This window comes from Teichococcus aestuarii (assembly GCF_003116135.1).
Taxonomy (GTDB): domain Bacteria; phylum Pseudomonadota; class Alphaproteobacteria; order Acetobacterales; family Acetobacteraceae; genus Pseudoroseomonas; species Pseudoroseomonas aestuarii.
In genome coordinates, this window is sequence record NZ_PDOA01000002.1 from 215,779 (window position 1) to 241,976 (window position 26,198).

At 74.1% G+C, this 26,198-nt stretch carries 26 protein-coding genes and 1 tRNA gene; 10 read left to right on the plus strand and 17 right to left on the minus strand.

Annotated features, from left to right (window positions below; all coding sequences use genetic code 11):
• Nucleotides 1–42 precede the first annotated feature (42 nt).
• The 11 genes from CR165_RS03940 to CR165_RS03990 all read right to left on the minus strand — a co-directional run bounded on the left by CR165_RS03940 (nt 43) and on the right by CR165_RS03990 (nt 11,876).
• Nucleotides 43–1,338 carry an RsmB/NOP family class I SAM-dependent RNA methyltransferase gene (locus CR165_RS03940; RefSeq protein ID WP_109515659.1) on the minus strand — a complete coding sequence of 432 codons (1,296 nt, stop codon included), beginning with the start codon at nt 1,336–1,338 and terminating at the stop codon, nt 43–45.
• 95 nt (nt 1,339–1,433) lie between these two features.
• Nucleotides 1,434–2,921: a methyl-accepting chemotaxis protein gene (locus CR165_RS25350; protein ID WP_109515660.1), complete on the minus strand. Its 1,488-nt coding sequence runs from the start codon at nt 2,919–2,921 to the stop codon at nt 1,434–1,436.
• The gene (locus CR165_RS03950; RefSeq protein WP_109515661.1) at nt 2,918–3,271 is read right to left on the minus strand and encodes a hypothetical protein; all 354 of its coding nucleotides are present in this window, start codon (nt 3,269–3,271) and stop codon (nt 2,918–2,920) included. The genes CR165_RS25350 and CR165_RS03950 overlap by 4 nt, the downstream gene beginning before the upstream one ends.
• Nucleotides 3,272–3,356: 85 nt before the next feature.
• The gene (hpf, locus tag CR165_RS03955; RefSeq protein ID WP_109515662.1) at nt 3,357–4,031 is read right to left on the minus strand and encodes a ribosome hibernation-promoting factor, HPF/YfiA family; all 675 of its coding nucleotides are present in this window, start codon (nt 4,029–4,031) and stop codon (nt 3,357–3,359) included.
• Between the two features lie 79 nt (nt 4,032–4,110).
• Nucleotides 4,111–5,592 (minus strand): RNA polymerase factor sigma-54, encoded by a 1,482-nt coding sequence (rpoN, locus tag CR165_RS03960; protein ID WP_109515663.1) that lies wholly within the window; start codon nt 5,590–5,592, stop codon nt 4,111–4,113.
• A gap of 64 nt (nt 5,593–5,656) precedes the next feature.
• Nucleotides 5,657–6,409 carry an LPS export ABC transporter ATP-binding protein gene (lptB, locus tag CR165_RS03965; RefSeq protein ID WP_109515664.1) on the minus strand — a complete coding sequence of 251 codons (753 nt, stop codon included), beginning with the start codon at nt 6,407–6,409 and terminating at the stop codon, nt 5,657–5,659.
• Complete coding sequence (locus tag CR165_RS03970) at nt 6,406–7,401, minus strand: LptA/OstA family protein (protein WP_109515665.1); 996 nt, start codon at nt 7,399–7,401, stop codon at nt 6,406–6,408. Before CR165_RS03970 ends, lptB begins: the two co-directional genes overlap by 4 nt.
• Nucleotides 7,398–8,096 (minus strand): LPS export ABC transporter periplasmic protein LptC, encoded by a 699-nt coding sequence (gene lptC / locus CR165_RS03975; RefSeq protein WP_109515666.1) that lies wholly within the window; start codon nt 8,094–8,096, stop codon nt 7,398–7,400. The genes CR165_RS03970 and lptC overlap by 4 nt, the downstream gene beginning before the upstream one ends.
• Nucleotides 8,097–8,282: 186 nt before the next feature.
• Nucleotides 8,283–8,936 (minus strand): ribonuclease D, encoded by a 654-nt coding sequence (locus CR165_RS03980; RefSeq protein ID WP_109515941.1) that lies wholly within the window; start codon nt 8,934–8,936, stop codon nt 8,283–8,285.
• 58 nt (nt 8,937–8,994) lie between these two features.
• Nucleotides 8,995–9,078 (minus strand) — tRNA-Leu (locus CR165_RS03985).
• A gap of 215 nt (nt 9,079–9,293) precedes the next feature.
• On the minus strand, nt 9,294–11,876 hold the full coding sequence (locus CR165_RS03990; RefSeq protein WP_109515667.1) for a cation:proton antiporter: 2,583 nt from the start codon (nt 11,874–11,876) through the stop codon (nt 9,294–9,296).
• 181 nt (nt 11,877–12,057) lie between these two features.
• Here CR165_RS03990 and guaD point away from each other — a divergent pair, with 181 nt between their 5' ends.
• Entirely contained in the window at nt 12,058–13,407 is a 1,350-nt protein-coding gene (guaD, locus tag CR165_RS03995; protein ID WP_109515668.1) for a guanine deaminase, read from the plus strand.
• A 45-nt stretch (nt 13,408–13,452) separates the two neighbouring features.
• Here the strand turns inward: guaD and CR165_RS04000 are convergent, their stop codons facing one another.
• The 3 genes from CR165_RS04000 to CR165_RS04010 all read right to left on the minus strand — a co-directional run bounded on the left by CR165_RS04000 (nt 13,453) and on the right by CR165_RS04010 (nt 17,096).
• Nucleotides 13,453–14,451: an NADP-dependent oxidoreductase gene (locus CR165_RS04000; RefSeq protein WP_109515669.1), complete on the minus strand. Its 999-nt coding sequence runs from the start codon at nt 14,449–14,451 to the stop codon at nt 13,453–13,455.
• Between the two features lie 90 nt (nt 14,452–14,541).
• Nucleotides 14,542–15,372, minus strand: a complete 831-nt coding sequence (locus tag CR165_RS04005; RefSeq protein ID WP_109515670.1) for an alpha/beta hydrolase — start codon at nt 15,370–15,372, stop codon at nt 14,542–14,544.
• The gene (locus CR165_RS04010; RefSeq protein WP_109515671.1) at nt 15,372–17,096 is read right to left on the minus strand and encodes a cation:proton antiporter domain-containing protein; all 1,725 of its coding nucleotides are present in this window, start codon (nt 17,094–17,096) and stop codon (nt 15,372–15,374) included. Before CR165_RS04010 ends, CR165_RS04005 begins: the two co-directional genes overlap by 1 nt.
• Before the next feature lie 157 nt (nt 17,097–17,253).
• Between CR165_RS04010 and CR165_RS04015 the strand changes: the two genes are divergently transcribed.
• Complete coding sequence (locus tag CR165_RS04015) at nt 17,254–18,108, plus strand: VOC family protein (RefSeq protein WP_109515672.1); 855 nt, start codon at nt 17,254–17,256, stop codon at nt 18,106–18,108.
• Between the two features lie 66 nt (nt 18,109–18,174).
• Here CR165_RS04015 and CR165_RS04020 read toward each other — a convergent pair whose 3' ends face one another.
• The 3 genes from CR165_RS04020 to pdxH all read right to left on the minus strand — a co-directional run bounded on the left by CR165_RS04020 (nt 18,175) and on the right by pdxH (nt 21,248).
• Nucleotides 18,175–19,050: a universal stress protein gene (locus CR165_RS04020; protein WP_109515673.1), complete on the minus strand. Its 876-nt coding sequence runs from the start codon at nt 19,048–19,050 to the stop codon at nt 18,175–18,177.
• 132 nt (nt 19,051–19,182) lie between these two features.
• A complete protein-coding gene (locus tag CR165_RS04025; protein WP_109515674.1) occupies nt 19,183–20,631 on the minus strand; it encodes a bifunctional aminoglycoside phosphotransferase/ATP-binding protein in 1,449 nt (482 codons plus the stop codon).
• Nucleotides 20,628–21,248: a pyridoxamine 5'-phosphate oxidase gene (gene pdxH / locus CR165_RS04030; protein WP_245906096.1), complete on the minus strand. Its 621-nt coding sequence runs from the start codon at nt 21,246–21,248 to the stop codon at nt 20,628–20,630. Before pdxH ends, CR165_RS04025 begins: the two co-directional genes overlap by 4 nt.
• Before the next feature lie 135 nt (nt 21,249–21,383).
• On the opposite strand from pdxH, the gene fabI reads away from it, so the two are divergent.
• From fabI to CR165_RS04070, 8 genes are all read left to right on the plus strand, one after another.
• Complete coding sequence (gene fabI / locus CR165_RS04035) at nt 21,384–22,223, plus strand: enoyl-ACP reductase FabI (protein ID WP_109515676.1); 840 nt, start codon at nt 21,384–21,386, stop codon at nt 22,221–22,223.
• A gap of 166 nt (nt 22,224–22,389) precedes the next feature.
• Entirely contained in the window at nt 22,390–22,611 is a 222-nt protein-coding gene (locus CR165_RS04040) for a hypothetical protein (RefSeq protein ID WP_109515677.1), read from the plus strand.
• A gap of 37 nt (nt 22,612–22,648) precedes the next feature.
• Nucleotides 22,649–22,837, plus strand: coding sequence for a hypothetical protein (locus tag CR165_RS04045; protein ID WP_109515678.1), 189 nt, complete (start codon nt 22,649–22,651; stop codon nt 22,835–22,837).
• Between the two features lie 2 nt (nt 22,838–22,839).
• Entirely contained in the window at nt 22,840–23,061 is a 222-nt protein-coding gene (locus tag CR165_RS04050; protein ID WP_219929678.1) for a hypothetical protein, read from the plus strand.
• 9 nt (nt 23,062–23,070) lie between these two features.
• Nucleotides 23,071–23,331, plus strand: coding sequence for a hypothetical protein (locus tag CR165_RS04055; protein WP_245906097.1), 261 nt, complete (start codon nt 23,071–23,073; stop codon nt 23,329–23,331).
• Nucleotides 23,332–23,474: 143 nt separating this feature from the next.
• Entirely contained in the window at nt 23,475–24,581 is a 1,107-nt protein-coding gene (aroC, locus tag CR165_RS04060; RefSeq protein WP_109515680.1) for a chorismate synthase, read from the plus strand.
• A gap of 104 nt (nt 24,582–24,685) precedes the next feature.
• Complete coding sequence (locus CR165_RS04065; protein WP_109515681.1) at nt 24,686–25,906, plus strand: hypothetical protein; 1,221 nt, start codon at nt 24,686–24,688, stop codon at nt 25,904–25,906.
• Between the two features lie 142 nt (nt 25,907–26,048).
• A complete protein-coding gene (locus CR165_RS04070; RefSeq protein WP_109515682.1) occupies nt 26,049–26,195 on the plus strand; it encodes a peptide chain release factor 1 in 147 nt (48 codons plus the stop codon).
• The last annotated feature ends 3 nt before the right edge of the window (nt 26,196–26,198 follow it).

The window sequence follows — 26,198 nt, forward strand, 5'->3', positions numbered from 1 at the left end:
CCCCATGCGGCCTTCCGGCATAACAGATTGGAGAGAAGGCAATTATTCGGCCCGGAAGCGGGCGATGAAGAAGCCGTCCAGCCCGCCCTGCCCGCCCCAGAGGTCGGGGCGGGTGCGCAGCCAGCCCTCGGGCGAGAGCGCCGCCTCCAGCCCCGGCACCTCCTCGGGGCGGATCGGGTCGGGGCGCAGGCCGGGGGCGCCGGCGCGGGCCTGCGCCTCGCCTTCCTCCGGCTGCAGGGAGCAGGTGGCGAAGACCAGCCGCCCGCCCGGCGCCAGCAGCCGCGCCGCCGCCGCCAGCAGCGGCCGCTGCAGCCCGGCCAGGGCGCCGACGTCGGAGGGGCGCTTCAGGTGCGGCACGTCCGGGTGGCGGCGGATGGTGCCGGTGGCGCTGCAGGGCGCGTCGAGCAGGATGGCGTCGAAGCGCTCGCCGGGGTTCCAGGCGGCGGCGTCGGCCTGCACCAGCTCGGCCTCCAGGGAGAGGCGGGCCAGGTTCTCGCGCAGCCGCTGGATGCGGTGGCCGTCGCGCTCCACCGCCACCACGCGGGCGCCGGCGGCGGCGAGCTGCGCCGTCTTGCCGCCCGGCGCGGCGCAGAGATCGGCCACGCGCTCGCCGGGGCGGACATCCAGCAGCCGGGCCGGCAGGGCGGCGGCGGCGTCCTGTGCCCAGGCGCGCCCCTCGGCGAAGACCGGCAGCTCGGTGATGCGGGTGCCGGCGGGGAAGCGGGCGGTGCCGGTGGGCAGGCGCTCCGCCCCCTCCGGCCATTCCGTGCCGGGCAGCAGGGAGAGGTCGAGCGGCGCCGGCAGGCGGTGGGCGCGGGCGATGGCGCGCACCGCCGGGCCGTAGGCGCCGTGCCAGGCGGTCCAGAGCCAGCCGGGGGTGTCCAGCCGCTCGCCATCCAGCTCCTCCAGCGCGGCCGGCCCCTGCTCGGCCACGCGGCGCAGCACGGCGTTCACCAGCCCGGCGAAGGGGCGCGGCACGAGGTCGACGCAGCTGGCCACGGCGGCGTGGGGCGGCGTCTCCAGCAGCAGCAGCTCGGCGGCGCCGATGCGCAGCGCGTTGCGCACCTCGGGCGGCGGCTCGCGCCGCAGCAGCGGCTCCAGCACGGCGTCCAGGCTGCCCAGGCGGCGCAGCACGGCGGCGGCGATGCGGTGGGCGGCGGCGCGGTCCCGCGCCTCGGCGGGGGGCAGGGCGTCCAGCGCCTCCTCCAGGCCCCGCCGGCGGTCCAGCACGGCGCCCACCAGCGCCAGGGCGGCGCTGCGGGTGGGGTTGCCCGCGGGGGAGCGCGGGCGGGCGGGGGCGGAACGGGTGGCGCCGGGGCGGCGGACGGGCGGCTTCATCGCGCAGTGCTATGGGCCGGAAGGCAGCCCGCTGTCGAGCGCCCGCGCGCATTGGCAGCCCTGCCCTGCGCACCCCACAAGGGGGCGGGCCACCCTCAGGCGGCCCGCAGCCCCTGCAGCGTGCTGACGACGCTGCCGCGCAGCGCGGCATCCTGCTGCCGCAGCGTCTCGGCCAGGGCGGCGAGCGGCTCCACCAGCCCCGCCGTCTCGGCCAGCGCGGTGGAGGTGCCGGAGACGGCGCCGCTGGCCCGCCCCGATTCGGCGGCCACGTGGCCGGCGGCGCGGGCGATCTCCTGCGTCGCCGCCGCCTGCTGCGCCACCGCCTCGCCGATCAGCCGGGCGGCCGACTGCACCTCCGCCACCACCGTGGCGATGCCCTGGATGGCCGCCGCCGCCTCCCGCGCCGCGCCCTGGATGGCGCCGACCTGGCCGCTGATCTCCTCCGTCGCGCGGGCGGTCTGCCCGGCCAGGGCCTTCACCTCGCTGGCCACCACGGCGAAGCCCTTGCCGGCCTCGCCGGCCCGGGCCGCCTCGATCGTGGCGTTCAGCGCCAGCAGGTTGGTCTGCCCGGCGATGGAGGTGATGAGCTCCACCACCTCGCCGATGCGCCCGGCGCTCTGCACCAGGGCCTGCACCGTGGCGTCGCTGGCGCTGGCGCGGGCGGCGGCGCCATCGGCCACCGCCGAGACCTGCCGCACCTGGCGGGTGATCTCCGCCACCGTGCCGGCCAGCTGCCCGGTGGCGGCGGCCATGCCCTGCGCCTCGCCGCTGCTGAGGCCGGCGGCGCCGGCGGCCAGGCCGGCGCTGTCGCTGGCCTGGCGGGTCGCGCCGGCGAGGCGGCCGGCCAGGGCGCCGAGCTGCGCCACCGCCTCCTCCACCCCCGCGGCCACGCTGCCCACCGAGGCCTCGATCTGCTCGGCCAGGACCAGCCGGGCGCGGCGCCGCTGCTCGGCCTGCGCCTGCTCGGCGGCCTGCCGCGCGGCCTCGGCGGCGCGGGCCTGCGCCTCGGCGGCGGCGGCGGCGAGGCGGGCGGCCTCGGCGGCGCGGGCGGCCTGCTCCAGGCTGTGGCCCAGCCAGATGAGCGGCAGCGCCTCGGCCAGCAGGATGGCGGCGTGCAGGCCGACGCGCGGCAGCGCCAGCGACGCCTCGGGGAAGATGGCCAGCGGCAGCAGCAGCCCGAGCCCCAGGTGGTGCAGCGCCACGAAGAGGGTGGCCAGCGCCACCGGCCGCGCGTCGCAGAAGCCGGCGACGAGGGCGAGGGCGGCGAAATAGGCCATGTGCAGGTCGATGCGCCAGCCATCCTCCACCCGCCACACCAGCAGCGAGACGACGAGCATGACGGCCAGGGCCAGCCCGTTGCGCGTGGCGGGTGCCGCCGCGTCCCTCCAGGCCAGCAGGCTGCCGCCCAGCGCCGCCAGCGCGGCGATGCCGGTGGCCAGCCCCAGGGGTGGGCCGGGGGGAGGGCCGGGGAGCGCACCGGGGCGGGGGTTTGCCCATTCCACCGCCAGCAGCACCGGCACGCAGGCCCAGAGCAGGCCGGCCAGCAGCAGGGCGAAGCGCCGCCGCAGGGGGTGCAGGTTCATGCGGCGTCCCCGGGGCGCGCGGCGGCGCGGGCAGCAGAGCGCGCGGCGGCGCGGGCAGCGGTGCGGGGGGCGGTGCAGCCGGGGGCGCCCGGCGCGGCCAGGGCAAGCCAGGCGTGGTGTGGCAGGGAAAGGCCGGGCGCGCGCTCGGCCAGGACCAGGGGCGGGCTGGCATGGAGCAGGCGCATGGGCCGGTGGCCGGCCGCGCCGGTCAGCAGCAGCGCCTGCTCGGCCGGCAGGCCGGGCCGGAACAGGATTGCCACCGGCTGGCCCGCCGCGGGCCAGAGCGGTACGGCCGTGGCCAGCGCCCCGGCAATGCCGAGGCACGCCAGGCCAGACGCGAGGAACCGCATCCCGACTCCCTCCAGAAGATGAAGCGGAGCACAGAATGCGGCGAGAATCGTTAACTACCCGTTGGTCGGGCCGAGTCCGCGCGCCTCAGGCCGCGGCGGGGTCGATCCAGCCCACATGCCCGTCCGGGCGCCGATAGACGACGTTGAGCTGCCCGCTGGCGCGGTTGCGGAACATCATCACCGGCATCTGGCCGAGGTCGAGCCGCATCACCGCCTCGCCCACGGTGAGGCGGGCGATCTCGGTGGGGGTCTCGGCAATGATGGCGCCGTGCTCGGCCCCGTCCATGCCGCCGGACGTCTCCATGCCATCGGCGGCCGGGTCCTCGGCGGGGGCGGCGCCGTCGGTCAGGCCGCCGAGCAGCACGGCGGCGTCGACCGGCTCGTCCGGCACGTCGGCCGGCTGGGCCAGCACCACCTGCCGCGCCGTCTCGGCGGTGGCGGGCAGGCGCTCATCGGCCAGGTTGCGGGAATGCTCGTTCATGCGGCGGCGGTAGCGGCGCAGGCGCTTGGCGATGTGCGCGGCGGCCTCGTCGAAGGCGCGGTGCGCGTCGGGCCCCTCGCCCTCGCCGCGCAGGCTGAGCCCGCGGCCGGCGTGGATGTCAATGGCGCAGGAGAAGAAGGCGCGGTTCTTCCCGAAGGTCACATAGGCTTCCAGCGCGTGGTCGAAGTATTTCTTGGTCACGGCGCTGAGGCCTTCGGTCACATGGACCTTCAGCGCCTCGCCTGTTTCGACCTGTTTCCCTGCGACAACGATATGCATGGCGGGCTAACCCCTCCTTGTTGCTGGGGAGGGGCCGTCCCTTGGGACGGCGGGGCGGGCGGGTCGCGCCCGCTCCGGGTCAGGCCGGGACGGCCTTCTCCCGTTTGCGCTGCACGGATGATGGGATGCGCAGCGCTTCCCGGTATTTGGCCACCGTGCGGCGGGCGATGTCCACTCCTTCCCGACGCAAAGCTGCGACAATTGCATCATCGCTGAGGATATCGTCCGGCGTCTCCGCCGCGACCATGCCGCGGATGCGGTGGCGGATCGCCTCGGCGCTGAAGGTTTCACCGCCCGTGCCGCCGATCGCAGTTGTGAAGAAGTATTTAAGCTCAAAATTGCCGCGCGGCGTGGCGATGTACTTGTTGGCGGTGACACGGCTGACGGTCGATTCGTGCATCTCCACCGCCTCCGCCACGTCGCGCAGGATGAGCGGGCGCAGATGCGCGACGCCGTGGCGGAAGAAGCCGTCCTGCCGCCGCACGATCTCGGCCGACACCTTCAGGATGGTGCTGGCGCGCTGCTCCAGGCTCTTCACCAGCCAGTTGGCGGCCTGGAACTTCTCGGAGAGGAAGGCCCGGTCCTCGCGCGAGGCGGCGACCAGCGCGCGGGCGTGGAAGCCGCGGTTGACCAGCACGCGCGGCAGCGTCTCCGGGTTCAGCTCCAGCAGCCAGTCGCCCGCCTCGCCGGCCATCGGGGCGGGGCGCATCAGCACGTCCGGCACCAGCGAGGGCGCGTGCTCGGGGTCGAAGCCGGCGCCGGGCTTGGGGTCGAGGCGCTTCAGCTCGGCCACCATGTCGGCCAAATCCTCGGCATCGACGCCGCAGACGCGCATCAGCCCGCGCATGTCGCGCCGCGCCAGCATCTCCAGGTTCCGCACCAGCGCGGCCATGGCCGGGTCCAGCCGGTTCTTCTCGGCCAGCTGCACGGCCAGGCACTCGCTGAGCGAGCGGCAGAACATGCCCACCGGCTCGAAGCGCTGCATCCGCGCCCGGATGCGCGCCACCCGCGCCTCCTCGCAGCCCAGCGCGGCGGCGATGGCGGCATCCGCCGCCGGCAGCCGCCCCGCCGGGTCGAGCAGCGCGATGAGCTGGGCGCCGATCAGCCGGTCCGACGGATCGGGGAAGGTGAGGCGGAGCTGCTCGCCCAGCTCCTCGCGCAGGCTGCGCGGCCGCTCGGCGGCCAGCGAGTCGATGCCGCGCGCATCCTCGTCGAAATCGGCGCGGCCGCCGCGCGGGCTCTCGCCGTCATAGACGTTCGACCAGTCGCGGATGTCGAGCGGGGCCTCCGCCTCGGCCGGCAGGGCGGCGGCGGTGCTGCTCTCGAAGCTGTCGGCCGGGGCGGGCGGCGGCGGGGCCGGCTCGCGCCCGGCATGGGCGTCGGGCGGCGGGCCGTCGGCGCGCTCGTCGCGCTCCAGCAGCGGGTTGCGCTCCAGCTCCTCCTCGACGAAGGCGATGACCTCGAGGTTGGAGGATTGCAGCAGCTTGATCGCCTGCCGCAGCTGCGGCGTCATCACCAGCGACTGGGTGTGCCGCAGATCCAGACGTGGGCCGATGGCCATGGCCGCTCAGCCTGCCTCCAGCAAGGGGGTGCCCGCCGCACGGGACCGGTGCAGCAGGCGCATGCTAGAGGCTGAACCGCTCGCCGAGATAGACCCGCCGGACCCCCTCATGGGCGACGATGTCCTGCGGCGTGCCCTCCATCAGCACCTGGCCGTCATGCAGGATGTAGGCGCGGTCGATGATCTCGAGCGTCTCGCGCACATTGTGGTCGGTGATCAGCACGCCGATGCCGCGGTTCTTGAGGTGCCGCACCAGTTCGCGGATCTCGCCCACCGCGATGGGGTCGATGCCGGCCAGCGGCTCGTCGAGCAGGATGTAGGCCGGGTGGGTGGCGAGCGCGCGGGCGATCTCGCAGCGCCGCCGCTCGCCGCCCGAGAGGGCGAGGGAGGGGGAGCGGCGCAGATGCGTCAGCCCGAACTCGGAGAGCAGCTCGTCCAGCATCTGCTCGCGCCGGGCGCGGACGGGCTCCACCACCTCCAGCGCGGCGCGGATGTTGTCCTCCAGGCTGAGCCCGCGGAAGATCGAGGCCTCCTGCGGCAGGTAGCCCAGCCCCATGCGGGCGCGGCGGTACATGGGCAGGGTGGTGACGTCCTGCCCGTCCATGAAGACCTGGCCCTGATCGGGGCGGACGAGGCCGGTCATCATGTAGAAGGTGGTGGTCTTGCCGGCGCCGTTGGGGCCGAACAGCCCCACCGCCTCGCCGCGCCGCACGCTGAGCGAGACGCCGCGCACCACGGGGCGCTTCTTGTAGCGCTTGCCCAGGTTGGTGGCGACCAGACCGCCCTCGCCGGGGATGACCTTCAGCGGCGCGCTCATCGCGGCTGCCCCTGGCCTTGCTGTCCCTGGGGCTGCTGTCCCTGGGGCTGCCCCTGGGGTTGCCCCTGGGGTTGCAACGCCTGCTGGCCCTGCTGCGGGATGATCAGGCCCTGCACGCGCTGGCCGGGGGTGGAAACCAGGCGGGCCACGCCGCTGCGCATGTTGACGATCGCCTCCTGTCCGTTGAGCTGGTTGTCGCCGCGGGTGATGCGCACGCCGCCGAGCAGGCGGGCCATGCCGGTGACTTCCGAATAGACGCCGCGGTCGCCGCGCACCACCTCGCCGGGGGTGCGGATCTCGACATTGCCGAAGGCCTCGACGCGCTCGAGCTGGCTGCCCTGGCCTGGCGTGGCGGCGCCGTTCCGGGCCGGCGCCGCGGCCTGCTGCGGCGCCCCGGCGCCCTGCTCCAGGAAGTAGCCCACCAGCGTGTCGGCGGCGATGCGGCGCTGGTCCTGCGTCACCACCACGGCGGCGCCGCGCGCCACGGCCATGCGGCGCTGCGGCCAGTATTCCATGCTGTCGCGGGAGGTCAGAACGTTCTCGGGCGTGGTCAGCTTCAGGGCGCGGCCGGTCATCACCAGCACGGCCTGGTCCATGTCGTAGATGGCGCGGTCGCCCTCGGCATGGTCGGTGGCGCTGTCGATGCGGACATTGCCCTCCGCCTCCAGCCGCCAGATCTCGCCGCCCGACATCGGCGTGTCGGCGCCGCCGGCGGCGGCGGGCTGGCCGGCGCGCGGGCGGTAGCGGGCGATCAGCCGGTCGGCGGTCAGGGTGATGCCCTGGCGCACGGCGCGGGCATTGCCGCGGGCGATCACCACCTGCTCCTGCTGGCGCCACTCGATGCCGTCGGTGGCGGTCACCTCCACCGGGCCGCCCTGGGTCAGGTCGAGCGCCTGGGCGCCGGCGGCGCGCGGGGCGAGCGCCAGGGAGGCGGCCAGCAGCAGGCCGGCCAGCAGGGCGGCGGCGGGAAGGCCGCGTCGCGTCTCGGTCATCGTGCGCCCTCCAGGACAGCCTTGGCGTTGCCGGTGAACACCACCACCTGGCCGCGATTCTCCAGCCGGAAGCCCTCGCTGACCAGCGTGCCGAAGGGGCCCTGCGCGGCCACCGGCCGGTCGCCCCGGGCGCTGCCGCCGGCCACGTCGATCTGCGCCGCCTCGGTGCGCAGCGTGCTGCCGTCGTCGTGCCACAGCGTCACCTGGCCGGACAGGGCGAGCTGGTTGCTCGCCCGGGCGTAGCGGCCCTGCTGCGCCTCCAGCAGCACCCAGGCGCCGTCGGCCATAAACAGGTCGGCGCGCGGGCGCTCCAGGTCGATCAGGTCGGTGTTCACCTGCTGCGTGGCGGTGGTGGCGGTCACGTTGTAGGGCCGGTTCTGCTCGTCCAGCCCCTGGTAGCGGGCGGAGGCGATGCGCATGGCCTCGGCCGAGGTCTGCGCCACGCGGCGGAAGGCCAGCCGGCCCCGCTCCTCCGCCGAATCGAATTCCGGCCACAGGGCGATGGCCGCCAGCAGGCCGAGCGCCCCCACCGGCAGCAGCCACTTGGCCAGCTTCACCAGCACGCGCCGACGCGCCAGGGCGCCGGCATCCATCGTCATGCGCGCGCGGGACGGCAGCGTCGTGCGCGACCGGCCGGGCGCGCGGCTGGCACGTTGCGCGGCAAGCGCGTCGCGGGGAGGCGTGGAGGGCGTCATTCGTCGGCTTTGCTTGTCCGCCGCCTTCAGGCCCGGCCGGCGCGGACGCGCGAACGCGGGGACAGCAGGCGGTGCGGGAAGGGGAAAAACCTCACCCTCCCTGTATGGGGCTGCGGATGGGCAGGGTCAACGCGCCGCGGCGTCTCGCTTAATCAAAAAGCGTGCCAGAATTTTGCCGGATTCCGCTCAATGCGCGAAAATATCCGGCTCGTCATAGCCCATCAGGTCGAGGGCACCGCGCGTGGGCAGGAAGCGGAAGCAGGCCTCGGCCAGTTCCAGCCGTCCCTCGCGCCGCAGCAGCGCCTCCAGCCTGCCCCAGAGCGCGTGCAGGTGCAGCACGTCCGAGGCGGCATACGCCAGCTGCTCCGGCGTCAGCTCGGCCGCGCCCCAGTCGGAGCTCTGCTGCTGCTTGGAGATCTCGACGCCGAGCAGCTCGCGGCAGAGATCCTTCAGCCCGTGCCGCTCGGTGAAGGTGCGGACCAGCTTGGCGGCGACCTTGGTGCAGCGGACGGGGGCGCATTCCACGCCCAGCGCGGCGCGCAGGATGGCGACGTCGAAGCGCGCGAAGTGGAACAGCTTCACCACGTCCGGCCGCGCCAGCAGCGCCTTGAGGTTGGGGCAGTCCGCACCGCGCCCGCCGAGGCTCTCGGGGATGATCTGCACGCAATGCGCCGTGCCGTCGCCGGCCGAGAGCTGCACCAGGCAGAGCCGGTCCCGGCGCGGGTCGAGGCCCATCGTCTCGGTGTCGATGGCGACGACAGCGCCGAAATCGACATCGGGCGGGAGATCGTGCTTGTGGAGCCTGATGGTGGCGTTGGCCGCAAACAGCGCGCTTGCCATCTTCGCCATCCCTGCCTTCCGATCCTGACCGTTGCGCTGACGCGCCGCGGAGGAGATATGCCCAGGAAAGGACTCGAACCTTCACGACCTTGCGGTCACTGGCACCTGAAGCCAGCGCGTCTACCAATTCCACCACCTGGGCAAGGGGGCGAACCGCCGTTTGGCGTGGGTGGGCTTTTATGGGCGCGGCCGGGCGCCGTCAACGGGGGTTTTGACAAAATTACGACGCCGGGCCGAACCGCCCCGCTCCAGCCGGAACGGGGCCCGCCGCCCTGCCCCGCCGCCCCGCCCCGCCGCCCTGCCCAGCCGCCCTGCCCAGCCGCCCTGCCCAGCCGCCCTGGCCCGCCGGCCGCCGCCTCAGCCCCGTCCGGCCTCGGGCTGCGGCGCGGCGGCGGCCTCGAAGCCCACCAGCCGCAGCCCGGCGGCAGGCGGCTCCACCGCCGGCGGGGCCGGCTCCTCCGGCTCCGGCTGGCGGCTCTCGGAGATGCGCTCCATGCGCCGGCCCAGTTCCGGCGCATCCAGCAGCAGGCGCTGGAAATCGGCGGCGCTCAGCTCCAGCAGGTGGCAGAAGCTGGTGGCCTTGGCGCGGCTGCGCCGCCGGCCGGGGTGCAGCAGCTCCGCCTCGCCCACGAAGTCGCCATGGGTGAGCAGGATGCTGTGCCCGTCCTGCTGCAGCTCCACCTCGCCCCGGCTGATGAAATAGACCGAGCGCGACGGCTGGCGGCGGCGGTAGATCCACTCCCCCGGCACGGTGAAGCGGCTGGTCACGCTCATCGCCAGGTCGTGCAGCAGCGCGTCCTGCAGCCCGGCGAAGGCCGGGAATTCCTCGATCCGCTTGTCCAGCCCGAGCTGGATGTTGAACTGCAGCGGGCGGGAGACCTGCCGGCGCAGCGTCTCCAGGCCGCGGATCAGCTCGTCGTACAGCTCCTCGCCCACCAGGGATTCGTGCTTCAGCGTGGCGTATTCCTCCGCCTCCAGCCGCAGCCCGATCTGCCGCAGGATCCGCGTCTCCAGCGCCTCGGCATAGCCGGGGTATTGCAGGCGCAGCGTCTCCATCGCATCCGCCAGCAGGTCCTCGCGGCGGGCGACGATGTCGGAGACCACCTCGGTCACGCGCGTGCCCAGCACCGGCTCCATCCGCCGCCGCACGAAGCGCTGCATGGAGAGGGCGACGAGATGCGTCAGCAGCAGCATCTCGAAGCGCTCGGCCATGCAGTGCATCAGCGGCGTGTCGATGCGGAACTTGCGGTGCAGCCACTGCGCCAGGTGGAAGCGCAGGCTGGGCTGCAGCCGCCGCCGCGCCGCCTGGATGTAGCCGAGCCGGCCCTCGCTGCGGGCGCCGTCGATCATGCTCTCGGCGTTCCACAGCAGGTTCTCCATCACCCGGCGGGAGAGGCCCTGGTCCTGGAACATCTCCAGCAGCAGGGAGCGCTCCTGGCTGGCGAAGGTGATCAGGCCGAGGATGACGCGCTCGCGGTCGGAGATGGCGGTGTCGAAGGTGTTGGCCGCCGTCTCCACCCGCACGCGGCGCTCGTAGAGCTCCACCACATGGGCGCGGGCGGGGGCGGAGAAGCCCAGCTCGGCGGCGGTGCCGCGCAGCTTGTCCCGCACCTCGCCGAGGCCGATCGCCACCACCTGGTTGCGCAGCGCCTGGTCGGCCGGCGAGAGGCGGTCGAGCTTCAGGAAGTGCACCAGGAAGCGCAGCGTGGTGCCGTTCACCAGCAGGGTGCTGAGCACGTAGCCGGTGGCGACGATGGCGACGAATTGCTGCACCGAGCTCGGCACCGCCCCGTTCTCGGTGACGGAGAGCGCCAGCGCCAGGGTGATGGCGCCGCGCATGCCGCCCCACAGGATGGTCACCTTGAAGGGGATGGGCACGCGCTGCGAGAGGCGGGCCATGGCCAGCAGCGGCATCAGCCCGAACAGCACCGCCGCCCGAGCTGCCATGGCCGCCAGGATGACGATGCCGATCAGCAGCAGGTCGTGCTGCTCCATGCCCAGCATCAGCCGCGGCACCAGCATCGAGGCCAGCACGAAGACCAGGGAGCTGGCCCAGAAGGAGAGCTGCGCCCAGACATCCTGCAGGAACTGCCAGCTCTGCGGGCGGAAGGTGGAGGGGCCGACCGCGCTCACCGTCAGCCCCGCGGCGGCGGCGGCCACCACGCCGGAGAAGCCCAGGAACTCGTCGCACAGGATGTAGGTGACATAAGGCAGCGCCAGGGTCAGCGTCATCTCGGCGGTGCGGTTGCCGCCCAGCAGGGGCAGCACGCCCAGCATCATCCGCGCCAGGATGAAGCCCACCGCCAGCCCGCCGATGAAGGACAGGACGAAGGTGACCACCGCCGCCATCGGGTCGCCCGGGTGCTGGCCGGTGAGCTGGGCCAGGAAGATGGTGAAGATGGAGATGGCCGCCGCGTCGTTCAGCAGGCTCTCGCCCTCCACCAGCCGGGTGAGGCGGGAATTGGCGCCGATCTCGCGGAAGATGCCGACCACCGCCGAGGGGTCGGTCGTCGCCACGATGGCGCCCAGCATCAGGCAGGCGGTGAGCGGCACGCCGGCGATGGGGGCGAGGGCGAAGCCGATCGCCGCCGTCGTCACCAGCACCGCCACCACCGCCAGCACCAGCACTGGCGCCGCGTCCCGCGCCAGCCTGCGCACGTCGATCGAGAGCGCGCCGTGGAACACCAGCAGCGGCAGGAAGATGAAGAGGAACACCTCGGCGTTGATCGGGAAGTGCAGCAGGGTGTTCGCCGCCTCGTCCAGCGCGCTGGTGTGCGAGGTGTTCAGCAGCAGAGTCGCGCCGCCGCCCAGCAGCACCCCCACCACCGCCAGCAGCACCGTGCTGGAGAGCATCAGCCGCCCCGCGAGCGGCTGGATGGCACTGACGACGATCAGCAGCATGGCGATGGCGAGGAGGGTATTCGGCAGGGTCGTCAGCATCGGTCCGCTCGTCTGGCGCCGCGAGGAGATGGCACGGGGCAGGGGAAGGAAGGCCACTCTGGGCCAATACTGGGGCGGATGTGGGGCGCGCCGCGCAGGCCTTGAAGCCGCCCCGCGTCTGGAGCATGGCTTTTCCGCCGCGCCACGGCATCCTGGCCGGCTTTTCAAGGAACAGCCCGGCATGGCGACGAGGAACCCGCCCGCACAGGCACCGCAGCAGCAGGAGCGGCCGGCCCGCGCCCTGCGTGGCGCCGCGATCAGCTTCCGGGCGGACCCCTTCCTGGCGGAGGACCCCGCCGCCACGCTGCGCCACTGGCCGGACGCGCTGATCCGGCTGGAGGGCGGGCGCATCGCCGGCATCGGGGATTTCTCGGCGGAAGCGGCGGCGGGGCTGGCGGTCACCCACTACCCGGACGCGCTGATCTGCCCCGGCTTCATCGACACCCATGTCCACTACCCGCAGCTTCCCATGGTGGGCGCCTATGGCGAGGGGCTGCTGGAATGGCTGGAGCGCTACACCTTCCCCGCCGAGATGGCCTTCGCCGACGCGGCGCACGCGGCGCACGCGGCGCGGGTGGCGCGGGTCTTCCTGCACGCCCTGCTGGCCGCCGGCACCACCACGGCGGCGGTGTATGGCACGGTCCATGCCGCCTCGGCCGAGGCCTTCTTCGCCGAATCGGCGCGGCTGAACACGCGGATGATCGCCGGCAAGGTGCTGATGGACCGCAACGCCCCCGCCGCCCTGCTCGACCCGCCCGGCGGCGGCATCGACGAATCGGCGGCGCTGATCGAACGCTGGCACGGCCGGGGGCGGCAGCTCTACGCCGTGACGCCGCGCTTCGCCCCCACCTCCAGCCCGGCGCAGCTCGCGGCCGCCGGGCGGCTGTGGCGGGAGCACCCCGGCACCTACCTGCAGACCCACCTCTCCGAGAGCCCGCCCGAGCTGGCCTGGGTGCGGGAGCTGTTCCCGGAGGCGGAGGACTATCTCGACGTCTATCACCGCGCCGGCCTCACCGGGCGGCGCGCCGTGTTCGGCCACGGCGTCCATCTCTCCGAGGCGGAGTTCTGCCGCTGCCATGCCACCGGCTCGGCGCTGGCGCATTGCCCCAGTTCCAACCTGTTCCTGGGCAGCGGCGCCTTCCGCCTGTCCGAGGCGAAGCGGCGGGACCGCCCGGTACGCGTGGGCCTCGGCAGCGACGTGGGCGCCGGCACCAGCCTCTCCACCCTCCGCACGCTGGGCGACGCCTACAAGGTCTCGCGTCTGAATGGCACACGGCTCTCGGCCGTGCAGGCTTTCTGGCTGGCGACGCGCGGCGGTGCCGAGGCGCTGGAGCTGGAGGACCGTATCGGCAGCCTGGAGCCCGGCATGGAGGCCGACCTCGTGGTGCTGGACCTGAAGGCCACGCCCCTGCTGGAGATGCGCATGGCCGCCTGCGACAGCCTCGCCGAGCAGCTTTTCGCCCTGATGACCCTGGCCGACGACCGCAGCATCCGCGCCACCTACGTCGCCGGCGAGCGCCTGTACGGATAGAAGAAAGATGGAAGGCCGGGGGAATTCCTTCCCCCGGCCTTCCCTTTAAAGCTTCACCACCAGCTTCCCGAAATTCTTCCCCTCGAGCAGCCCGATGAAGGCGTCCGGCGCGTTCTCCAGCCCTTCCGCCACATCCTCCTTCCAGCGCAGCTTCCCCGCGCGGATCCAGGCCGCGCCGCGCTCGCGCCAGGTGGCCCAGGCGCGCGGATGGTCGGAGACGATGAAGCCTTGCAGGCGCAGGCGCTTGCGCACCACGCTGGTCAGGTTGGGCCCGGGCGGCAGCGGCCGGACGTTGTAGCCCGCCACCATGCCGCAGAAGGCGATGCGCCCGAAATCCCGCATGCGGGGGAACACCGCCTCCTGCACCGCGCCGCCGACATTCTCGAAATACACGTCGATGCCGCCGGGGCAGGCTTCGTCGAGCTGCGCGCCGAGGTCGCCGCGATGGTCGAGGCAGGCATCGAAGCCCAGCTCCTCCGTCACGTAGCGGCACTTCTCCGCGCCGCCGGCGATGCCGACGACGCGGCAGCCCATGGCCTTGGCGATCTGCCCCGCCACGCCGCCCACCGCGCCGGAGGCGGCGGCGACGACGAAGGTCTCCCCCGGCCGCGGCTGGCCGATCTCGGTGACGCCGACCCAGGCCGTGGTGCCCGGCATGCCCAGCACGCCCAAATAGGCGCTGGGCGGCACGCCCTCCACCCCGGGCAGCTTCTGCACCGTGTGGCCGGGGGCGGCGGAGTAGAGCTGCCAGCCGCGCGCGCCGCCCACCCAGTCACCGGGGGAGAAGGCCGGGTTGCGGCTCTCCACCACCTCGCCCACGCACTCGCCCTCCATCACCTCGCCCAGCTTCACGGGGGCGGAGTAGGAGGCGCTGTCATCCATCCGCCCGCGCATATAGGGGTCGAGCGAGAGGAAGCGGTGGCGCACCAGCACCTCGTTCTTGCCGATCTCGGGCAGCGGCGTCTCGGCCAGCTCGAAATGCTCGGGGCCGGGCCGGCCCGTCGGGCGGGCCTTCAGCAGGATCCGCCGGTTCTGTTCCGTCATGTGCGTGTCTCCCTGGTTCTGGCTCGGGTCGCGGCACTCTGCGCCGGTCCCGGCGGGCTGCCAACGCAGAAGGGGGAGGGAGGCTGCGGCTCAGGGTAGCCGGCGCAGCCAGCCCTCGAGCCGCGCGGCCAGGCCGGGCCAGTCCGGCTCCAGCATCATCAGGTGGCCCATCCCGGGCAGGAACTCCGCCTCCGTGCCGTGCCAAAGGGCGCAGCGGCGCACCGCGTCGGCCGGGATCAGCCGGTCCTCCCCGGCGCCCAGCACCAGCACGCGGCGGCCATGCAGCCAGCCATACGGCACGGGCTGGGGCAGCTGCGCCTCCAGCAGGGCGGCGCGGGATTCGCCGCCCATCCGCGCCACCAGCGCATGCGCCCGGGGCTGCGGCATGGCAGCGCTGAACAGGGTGGTGGCCAGCTCGGGCGGGGCGCTGCCCACGGGGGCGTCCATCCGCGCCGCCTCGGCCCACAGCACCGGGTCGGTCAGCGCCAGCCGGGCGGAGGAGAACCACAGCCCCTCGGGCGGCACGGGGGTGAGCAGCGCGGCGCCGCGCACGGCGGGCTCCATCAGCAGGCGCTGCGCCACCAGGGCGCCCAGCGAATGGCCTACCAGCACCACCGGCCCCTGGAGCCGCGCCAGGGCGGCACGCGCCTGCACCACGTAGTCGGTCAGGCCGGAAGGGCGGTGATGCGTCTCCCGCGCCATGTCCAGCACCCAGCCGGAGAAGCCGGCCTCCGCGAGATGCGCGGCGAAGCCTTCCTCCCACACCCAGCCGCCGCAGCCGGCGCCGTGCAGGAACAGCAGGGCCGGCGCGGCCGCCACGGCGGGGCGCTGGCGGCCCCGCGCACCCGCCGCCGGGAGGTGCCGCAGCCCCGGATGCGCCGAGGCATTCCCGGGCGGCAGGGAGACGCCGACATCCGGCATCAGCCGAGCCCCTCGCCGGGCATGGCGGCGCGCAGGCCGTCCACCGTCACCTGTGCGCTGGCGGGCGGGACCCCCAGGCGCTGCAACACGAAATCGGCCATGCCCAAAGCCACCTCCCGCTCTCCCATCAGTGCCATGCCGACGCCGCCCTCCTGGCGCAGCCAGGCCATCTCGTCATCGTCATGGGTGCGCACCGCCACCTCCACCGCCGGGTTGGCGGCGCGCGCCAGCTCCATCACCCGCCGCGCCTCCCAGGCGCCGGGCAGGGCCAGCACCAGCAGCCGCGCCTGGCGCGGGCGGGCGGCGGCCAGCACGTCCTCCCGCGTCGCGTCGCCCCAGATGACGGGCAGCCCTTCCGCCCGCGCCCGGTCGGCGATGCGGCGGTCCTCCTCCAGCACCACCAGCGGCAGGCCGTGCCGGCGCAGCGCCGCGGCGATGGTGCGCCCGACGCGGCCATAGCCCACCAGGATGGCGTGCTCCCGCAGCCCCGGCAGGGCCGGGTGCGGCGGCGGGGCGCGGCGCGGCCGCTGCCAGCGGGCCAGGGCGCGGCTCGCCACCAGCCGGGGCACCGCCGCGCCGAAGGCGCGCGCCGTCAGCGGCAGCAGCAGGATGGCGCCGAAGCTGCCGAGCAGGATCGGGCCGCGCGCCAGCGGCGGCAGCAGCCCCTGGCCGATCGCCAGCTCGGCCAGCACGAAGGAGAACTCGCCGATCTGCGCCAGCGCCGCGGCGACGATGGCGGCGGTGGCCGGCGGCACGCGCAGCGCCAGCAGCAGCAGGAAGGTGGCCAGCCCGGTGCCCAGCAGCACCACGAGCAGCGCGGCGCCCGCCGCCCAGGGCGCCGCCGCCAGCGCCGCCGGGTCCAGCAGCATGCCCACCGAGAAGAAGAACAGCGCGGCGAAGACCCGCTGCAGCGGCAGCGTCTCGGCCGCCGCCTGATGGCCGAGGTCGCTCTCCCCCAGCACCACCCCGGCGAAGAAGGCGCCCAGCGCGAAGGAGACATGGAACAGCGCCGTGGCGGCGAAGGCCACGCCCAGCGCCACCACCACCACCGCCAGGGTGAACAGCTCGCGCGAGCCGGCGCGCGCCACGCGCTTCAGCGCCCAGGGCAGCACCCGCCGCCCGACCAGCAGCATCAGCGCCAGGAAGGCCGCCAGCTCCGCCACCGGGCGCAGCAGCGCCCAGCCCAGGCCTTGCGTATCGCCCCCCGCCAGGGTCGGGATCAGCACCAGCCCCAGCACGGCGATGAGATCCTGCACCACCAGCCAGCCCAGCGCCAGCCGGCCCGGCTCGCCGGAGAGGCGGCCGCGCTCCTCCAGCACCCGCGTCGCCACCGCCGTGGAGGCCAGCGCCAGGGCCAGCCCGAAGGCGAAGGCCCCCGCCACCGGCAGCCCCAGCAGCACATGGCCCACGAGCCCGCCGAGCAGCCCGCCCAGCGCCACCTGCGCCACCGCCCCCGGCAGCGCCACGCGCCACACCGCCAGCAGGTCCTGCGCCCGGAAATGCAGCCCGACGCCGAACAGCAGCAGCCCCACCCCGATCTCGGCCAGGGTGGCGGTGAAGCCGGGATCGGCCGCGAGGCCCGGCGTGTGCGGCCCCACCGCCGCGCCCGCCAGCAGGTAGCCCACCAGCGGCGGCAGCCGCAGCGCCCGCGCCGCCATCCCGAACAAGAACGCCAGCGTCAGCGCGACGACCAGCAGGGCGAGCAGGGGGGGCGGGGCATGCATCGGCCGCCAGGATAGGAGTGGCCCCGGGCCACGGCCAGGGGGGGTTAGGGATGGAAGGGTTCGTCATGCGCGCGGTCAATGATGACGGTTCGCGGATGGGATTTCCCTTTCCGCGCGGTGCCTCGCAGAGTCCGGCCGAAGCCCCGGAGGCCCCGCCATGCCCGCAGCACCCAGCCCCGCCAACCCGCACCCGGCCGACCCGCACCCGGCCATGGCGCCGCTCGCCATCGGCGGGGTCACCCTGGCGGCGCGCGACGCGCCCCGGCTGGCGGCCTTCTACGCCGGCCTGCTCGGCCTGGAGGCGCAGCCCGACCCGGCGGAGCCGGGCGCGCTGCGGCTGGGCAACGGCGCCGCGCCGGCAATGCTGCGGCTGCTGCACCGACCCCAGGCGCGCCCCGAGCGCGGCGACGAGCCGGGGCTGTTCCACACCGCCTTCCTGCTGCCCGGCCGCGCCGCCCTGGCGGGCTGGCTGCACCACGCCCTCGCCCGGGGCACGCGGCTGGAGGGTGCCTCGGACCACGGCGTCAGCGACGCCCTCTACCTCTCGGACCCGGAGGGCAACGGCATCGAGGTCTATGCCGACCGCCCCCGCGCCGACTGGCCGCGCCCGGCCCGCGAGGAAGGAGAGGGCGTGGCGATGGTGACGCGCCGGCTGGACCTGCACGCCCTGCTGGCCGAGGCCCCCGGCCCCGCCCTGGCGCCGGCGGAGACGCGGATCGGCCATGTGCACCTGCGCGCCGGCGATCTCGGCGCCACCGAGGCCTGGTACGCCGCGCTTGGCCTGGCGGTGACGCAGCGCATGCCGCAGGCCAGCTTCCTGGCCAGCGGCGGCTACCACCACCATGTCGCGGTCAACACCTGGCGCAGCGGCGGCACCCGGCCGGAGGGGCTGGCCGGGCTCGCCGCCCTGGAATTGCGGGCGAACACGCCGGAGGCCCACGCGCAGGCGCTGCGGAACCTCGGGGCGGGGATGGACCCTTCCGGGAACCGCGTCACCCTCGCCCGGGGCTAGTATCCCGGAGCGGCGCCGGGGGAGAGGCGGGCCTCCCCCGGGCCTCCCCCGGGCCTTCGCCTCGGCTCAGCGGCACATCAGGACGGGGATGTCCGCATTCTCCAGCACATGCCGCGTCACGCCGCCCAGGATGAGCTGGCGCAGGCGGGAATGGCTGTAGGCGCCCATGCAGAGCAGGTCGGCGTTGAAGTCCCGCACGGCGCCGAGCAGGCCCGCGCCCACCTCCCGCGTCTGCGGCTTGAAGGGCACCGTCTCGGCCTGGATGCTGTGCCAGCGCAGATAGGCGCGCAGCCCTTCGGCGTCCGGGCCGCGCCGCTGGTAGTCCTCGCTGTGCAGGATCCGCACCGCCTCGGCATGGTGCAGCCAGGGCAGCGCCGCCGCCACCGCCGCCGCGCTCTCCGCCGTGCCGTTCCAGGCGCAGCAGACGCGGGTGCCGATGGTCGCGGGCGGCTCGCGCGGGGCGATCAGCACGGGGCGGCCGGAATCGAACAGCACGGCGTGCAGCGCGTCGGAGGAGGAGACGTCCTCGTCCGCCTCCGGGTGCGGCACCACCGCCATGTCGTAGAGGCGCGACTGTTGCGCCACCACATCCTCCTCCCGCCCCGCGATCGACTCGAAGGAGAGGGTGGGGCCCTCGGTCTTCAGCGCGCTCTCGGCGGAGAGGGCGATGGTCACGTCCCGCCCCTGCACGAACTTCTCGAACAGGCTGCGCACGCGCCCGGCGCGCTCGCCGCTCTCGCGCTCGGTGGCGGCCATCATCTCCTCGATCATGGCGCCGGAGAGGCCCTCGCCCGCCAGCGGCGCCACGTCGCGCGCATCGACGCGCACATGCAGGCAATGCACATGCGCGTTCCAGGTCCGTGCCACCATCAGCGCGGTTTTCAGCGCCGCCTCGCCGGCGGCGGTTCCAGTGAGCGGCAGCAACAGCCGGCGGTAGGCCATCGGTCGGTCTCCTTCCTCCAGTCCGGCGCCCGGTCGTGCGGGCGTGGAGCATTGTAACACAAAGCGACAGCGCGCGTCCCTCGCCTGTCCTGCCGGGCGGCAGGCTAGAGCCAGGCAGGGTGAAATGCCTCGTTAAATCTCGTTCGGCATCGGCTGGCTGGCATCCATCCGGCGCCAGTCGAGCGGGCCGGGGTCGCGCCGGGCCGACTGCTCCAGCACCGCCAGCCCGGCATCCGAGGCATCGCCGCGCCGCGCCGCCACGCGGGCGCGCAGCAGCGGCAGCGGCGCCTCCAGCCAGAGGCCCTGGAAGGGCACGCCCGCCGAGGCCGCCACGGCGGCGATGCCGGCGCGCATCTCCGTCTCCAGGAAGGTGGCATCGGCGATGACGCTGTGGCCGGCCCGCAGCGCCTGCCCGGCCATGGCCTCCAGCGCCGCCCGCACGGCGGCACTGGCGGCGGCGCCGTAGGCCTCGGGCGGCAGGCGGCATTCCGGCGCCACGCCGTGCAGGCGCTTGCGGATCTCGTCGCTGCGCAGCACCAGCGCGCCGGGGGCGGCGCCCATGGCCGGCGCCCAGAGCCGGGCGGCGTGGCTCTTGCCGGTGCCCTGCAGCCCGCCCACCGCCACGAGTCGCGGCGGCGGCGGCCGCAGCGCCGCCTCGGCCGCCGCCAGGAAGGGCAGCCCGTCCTGCCCCACCCGGTGCACGCAATGGGCGCGGATCACGTCGCGCAGCGAGAGCCAGAGGGGCAGCCCGGCCACCAGCCCGGCATCGCCGGTGCGGGCCACGTAGCGGTTCAGCACCCGGTTGGCGGCGGCGCGGCCGACGCGGCGGTCCAGGTCGGCCAGCAGGAAGGCGAGGTCGTAGCCGGTGTCGATGGTGGCCAGCACCTCGTCGAACTCCAGCGCGTCGAACGGCACGGGGCGGCCCTTCCACAGCACCAGGTTGCCGAGGTGCAGGTCGCCATGGCAGCGGCGCACCGCGCCGGCGGCGGCGCGCGCCGCCAGGGCGGGGGCCAGCCGCGCCAGCCAGCCCCGCGCCGCCGCCGCCCAGGCGCCGATGCGCGGCGCCGGCAGGCCGGCGGCCAGGGCGGCTTCCACATTGCCCTCCAGCACCGCGCCGAGGCGCCCGGGCGAATCCCAGCCCGCCACCGGCGGCAGGCCGGCATGCAGCGCCGCCACCGTGTCCGCCAGCGCGTCCTGCAGGGCGGCATCCAGCGCGCCGCGCCCGGCGATGGCGTCGAGGAAATCCGGGGCCTGGAGGGGGGCCATCTCCAGCACCCATTCCTCGGCCGGGCCGTCCGCGTCCAGCGCCAGGGCGCCATCGGCGCCGCGCGCCAGCCTGTGCACGCCGCGATACAGGCCGGGCGCGGCGGCGGCGTTCAGCGCGTATTCACGGCGGCAGAAATGCTCGCGGTCGGCCAGCGCGGTGAAGTCGAGGAAGCCGAGCGCCACCGCCTTCTTCAGCTTCAGCACCCGGTCGGGGCCGATGAAGACGGCGGAGATGTGCGTCTCCACCGGCGTGTCGTCGCCGGTCAGGCGGGCCAGCAGCGCCGCCGCCGCCTGCTGCCCCGCCGGGATGCTCACGGGTAGATCGTCTCGATCCGCCAGCCGCCGCCCTGGGAGGTCCCTGCGGGGGCGGGGGTGTAGATCCGCCGGTCGTGCAGGCGGAAAGGCATGTCGCGCCAGAATTCCAGCCGCTCCGGCAGCACCCGGTAGCCGCCCCAGTAGGGCGGGCGCGGGATGTCGGCGCCGGGGAAGCGCGCCTCGGCCTCGCGCAGCGCCCCTTCCAGCTCCGGCCGGCCGGAGAGCGGGCGGGATTGCTGCGAGGCCCAGGCGCCGAGCCGCGAGAGGCGCGGGCGGCTGGCGTAGTAGGCGTCCGACTCCGCCTCGGCCACGTGCTCCACCGTGCCTTCCACCCGCACCTGGCGGCGCAGCGTCTTCCAGTGGAACAGCAGCGCGGCGCGCGGATTGCCGCCCAGCTCGCCGCCCTTGCGGCTCTCCTTGTTGGTGAAGAAGACGAAGCCGCGCGCATCCAGCCCCTTCAGCAGCACCATCCGGGCGGAGGGGAAGCCATCGGGCGTGGTGGTGGCCAGGCACATGGCGTTCGGGTCGTTCGGCTCGCTGGCCTCGGCCTCGGCGAGCCAGGCGGCGAACAGGGCGAACGGATCGGCGGATTCGCCAATGGCGTCGGCAGCGGACACAGTGGCGGACGGATCAGGCGCGGTCATACGGCTCCCCCTTGCCCAGGCCTCGGGGGTGTGCCACCAGGGCCAGACCCTTGCAACCGGGGACATCCCCTGCCCTCGCAACCCCGATCAGAGCGGTCCCGCCCGACAATGGAAGCTGTTGCCCCGCACGCCACCCCCGCCACCGGCACGCTGATGGCCGGCAAGCGCGGCCTGATCATGGGCGTCGCCAACGACCGCTCCATCGCCTGGGGCATCGCCCGCGCCCTGGCCGCGCAGGGCGCCGAGATCGCCTTCACCTACCAGGGGGAGACGCTGGAGAAGCGCGTCCGCCCGCTGGTGGAGAGCATCGGCGCCGACATCCTGCTGCCCTGCGACGTGACCGACGAGGCGAGCATCGACGCCGCCTTCGCCACGCTGGAGCAGCGCTGGGGCCGGATGGACTTCCTGGTCCACGCCATCGGCTTCGCCGACAAGCAGTTCCTGCGCGGCCGCTACATGGACACCCCGCGCGAGGCCTTCCTGCAGGCGCTGGACATCTCCTGCTACTCCTTCGTCTCGGTCGGCCGCCGCGCGGCGGCGCTGATGCCGGAGGGCGGCAGCCTGCTCACCCTCTCCTATCTGGGGGCGGAGCGCGTCACGCCGCACTACAACGTCATGGGCGTGGCCAAGGCGGCGCTGGAGGCCAGCGTGCGCTACATGGCGGTCGATGTCGGCAACCAGGGCATCCGCGTCAACGCCATCAGCGCCGGCCCGATCAAGACGCTGGCGGCCAGCGGCATCGGCGATTTCCGCTACATCCTGAAGTGGAACCAGTACAACGCGCCGCTGAAGCGCAACGTCACCATCGACGATGTGGGCGGCGCCGGCCTCTACCTGCTCTCCGACCTCGGCTCCGGCGTCACCGGCGAGGTGCACCATGTCGATTGCGGCTACCATGTCGTCGGCATGAAGGCGGAGGACGCGCCGGACATCTCCGTCGCCCCCTGATCCGTTGCGCCTCATCCGGGGCGCCCCATACGCGGCGCCTGACAAAGGGCGCCTGATCCGCGACTCCTGATCCGCGCCGCCGCCGCCAGGCGGCGCGGCAACCTCGCCCCCTCCGGACGGTTGCTTCCCCATGTGGCCAATCAGGGCCGCATCAGGGGAAGCGCGCATGAGCCAGCACGAGCCACCGCTGCCGCCGGCAGCCCACGGGCCCACGCCCGCATCCGGCGCGCCCGCCGCCCCGGCCTCCCCTGGCGCCGAGGGCGACGCCGCCGCGGCGGAGCGGCAGCAGGAGACCGGCTCCGGCGAGGCGGCCATCGAGACAGGTGGGCGAGCCGAGCAGGATAGCCGCGCCGCGTGCGCGGAAGCCGCCGCCCGCAATCTCCGCTGAGCGCCCACGCGCTGTTCCACGGATCGAGGAGAAAGCCATGAGCAAGGCGCATATGCCCCCCGTGCCGCCCGCCAACCGGCCGAAAGGCCCGGGCGGTGCCACCGAGACGCCCGAGCAGAAGAGCGAGCAGCACGCGCGGCCGCAGAACAACATCCCGCAGAACCAGGGCCGCAGCGCGGACATCGCGCAGAACACGCACAACCAGGGCTACCAGCAGGACCGTTGACCATGCCCGACAAGAACCCCGACGCCATGCGTCACGGCGGCCCCGGCAGCAGCCACCAGAACCGCCAGGACCCGTCGAAATCCGCCGCCACCGGCCACAAGGGCGGCGGCGACGACAGCGGGCCGACCCCCGGCTCGTCCACCAACAGCAGCAACAGCCGCATCTCCGGCGGCGGCGGCGAGCGGGACCGGCACCACGTGCACGACCCCGCCCACAAATCCTGAGGAGGCTCCATGGCCGAGAAGCAGCCCACCGCGCATCCGCCCGAGCGGACGCCCGTCGACCCGGCCTCGGGCGATGACAGCGGCACCATCCGCCACAGCCACACCGGCGAGGCGGAGCAGCAGGAGACAGCCAGCGGCACCATCCGCCAGCCGATCCAGCCCGGCGAGGTGCAGCCGGGCGAGATGAACGAGCTGGCCGCCACGCTGGGCGGGCCGGTGGACGTGTTCCCGGCCGGCGGGCGGCGTAAGCCGCCGCAGAGCGGCGACTGAGGGCGGCGACTGAGGGCGGCGGCCGGCTGAGAAGCGGCGAGGGGCAGGTAAGCCTCCCCGCCGCTTCCTCATCCGGCCGGTTTGCGACGGGGCGAGGCTTCGCCCATAAACGGCGGCCCAGACAGCTCCGCCGGTGTCCCGCCATGTCGCACAACAGCTTCGGCCATCTCTTCCGCGTCACCTCCTGGGGTGAGAGCCACGGGCCGGCGATCGGCGGCGTGGTGGATGGCTGCCCGGCCGGCATCCCGCTCTCCGAGGCGGACATCCAGCCCTTCCTCGACAAGCGCCGCCCCGGCCAGAGCAAGTTCGTGACGCAGCGGCAGGAGCCGGACCAGGTCCGCATCCTCTCCGGCGTGTTCGAGGGCGTGACCACCGGCACGCCCATCTCGCTGCTGATCGAGAACCAGGACCAGCGCAGCAAGGATTACGGCGAGATCGCCGACCGCTTCCGGCCCGGCCATGCGGACCTCGCCTACCACCTGAAATACGGCGTGCGGGACTATCGCGGCGGCGGTCGCTCCAGCGCGCGGGAGACGGCGGTGCGCGTCGCCGCCGGCGCCATCGCCCGCAAGGTGCTGGGGACGGGGGTTGTGATCCGCGGCGCCATGGTCGCCATGGGTCCCCTCGGCATCGACCGCGCCCGGCTGGACTGGGCGGAGACCGACAGAAATCCGTTCTTCTGCCCCGATCCCGGCGCCGTGCCGGCCTGGGAGGAGAAGCTGGCCGCCACCCGCAAGGCCGGCTCCTCCCTCGGCGCCGTCATCGAGCTGGTGGCGGAAGGCGTGCCGGTGGGCCTCGGCGCCCCCCTCTACGGCAAGCTGGACGCCGACCTCGCGAGCGCGCTGATGAGCATCAACGCCGTCAAGGGCGTCGAGATCGGCGAGGGCTTCGCCAGCGCCGCGCTGGATGGCGAGGCCAATGCCGACGAGATGCGCATGGGGCCGGAGGGCGAGGTGGAATTCCTCTCCAACCATGCGGGCGGCATCCTGGGCGGCATCTCCACCGGCCAGCCCATCGTGGCGCGCTTCGCGGTGAAGCCCACCTCCTCCATCCTGACGCCGCGCCGCTCGGTGGACCGCTTCGGCCAGGAGGTGGAGGTGCTGACGAAAGGCCGGCACGACCCCTGCGTGGGCATCCGCGCCGTGCCGGTGGGCGAGGCGATGCTGGCCTGCGTGCTGGCCGACCACCTGCTGCGCCAGCGCGCCCAGAACCCGGATGCGCCGGAGCGGCCCCGCCTGCCGCGCAATTGAGCGCGATTGCCACGGGCGAAGCGGCCAATCCCGACCACCACACTTGACTATTTAGTGACGCCTCAGGATTAGAAGGGACAGACCAGACCAGCCGAGGCTTCCGCATGTACCTCGATGCTCCAGCGGCCGACACCGACCCCACCACAGCCTGCCGCCACTTCCTCTCCCTGGCCGGGACGGAATCCTGGAGCCGGCGCATGGCGGACATCGCGGAACGCGCCCGGCCGCGTTCCTGGATGGGGCGGGCGGCGCAGCAGCGCCACGCGCTGGAACTCCTGCTGGCCCGCCTGGCCGACCCGCGCGACTCCGCCGGCCCCGCCGCACCCAACGCGGCCGAGCAACGCATCCTCGCCCTGGTGCGCGAGGCCGTGGCCCTGGCCGACGCCCTTCCCCCGGAATCGCGCGAGCGGCTGCGCCAGCGCCTGCTGGAGGGGCTGACCGGCGAGGGCACCCTGATCCCGCTCTTCCACCTGCTGCGGGAGGCGGCCCGCCAGCGGGCCCGCGGCTTCACCGTGGCCTTCACCGGCCTGGCCGAGGGCACGCCCCACGACCTGCTGCTGAGCCGCGACGGCGAATCGGCCGAGCTGGTGTGCGAGACCGTCTCGGCCGAGGAGGGCCGCCACCTGCACCGAGGCGACTGGTTCGCCCTGGTGGATGGCATCAACCCGGACCTGCAGACCTGGCTGGCCGCGCATCCCGGCCGCTACCTGCTGAAGATGACCCTGCCCGAGGGCATCCACGGCCCGCAGGAGCTGGCCGAGTTGCAGCGCCGCGTCAGCGCCCTGCTGGCCGACCACAGGCGCCAGGACAGCTCCGCCTCCGCCGTGCTGAAGCTGGACCCGCTGGTGCTGGCCGGCGCGCAGATGTCCGGCGCCGCCCTGCCGCAGCACCTGCGCAGCCTGTTCGGCCCCGACGCGCATCTGGCGGTGACGGCCGCCCCCTCCGGCGGCAGCATGTTCGTCATGGCCGCCCGCGCCGGGCGGGAGAACGCGGTGGCCGCCGCCATCGTCGGCCGGCTGGAGCGGGCCGCCGCCGGCCGCCTCTCCGGCACGCGGCCCGGCATCGTCTCCGTGTTCCTGGAGGATATCGAGCGGGCCGAGTGGCGCAGCCTGCGCGAGACGCTGGAGCTGGAAGGCGCCGTGCGCCGCTTCTTCACCACCCCCGCCGCGCAGCGGATCGTCGCCGCCGCCTGCGTCACCCGCATGGAGTTCTTCGGCGTCCCCGTGCCGGATTCGGCGGCCGATGGCGAGCTGCGCTTCCGCAACCAGTCGCATCCGCAGGCTCGTTCGGCCGGGTTGCACCCGGCCATCGCCTCAACGGTCTAAAATTTTCTCGATGTCTCTTTATCTTAACTCTATTGTGACGGAATCTCTGCCCTAGCCGTAAAGTTCGGTCACATAAGAGCCACTTTTTCCGGCATGCTGCGTTGCACTCTTCCCGCAACCGCCGCACCCAGGGTTTCTCCCGATGTCGGACCGTGAAATGGAAGCCAAGCTGCTGGAGCTGGATCGTCTGCTGAACGATCCGGAGGTCCAGATGGACCCCCATCGCGTCTGGTCGCTGCTGCAGGAAATCTCCGGCGCCCACAAGCGCCCGGCGCCGCGCGCCGCCTGAGGC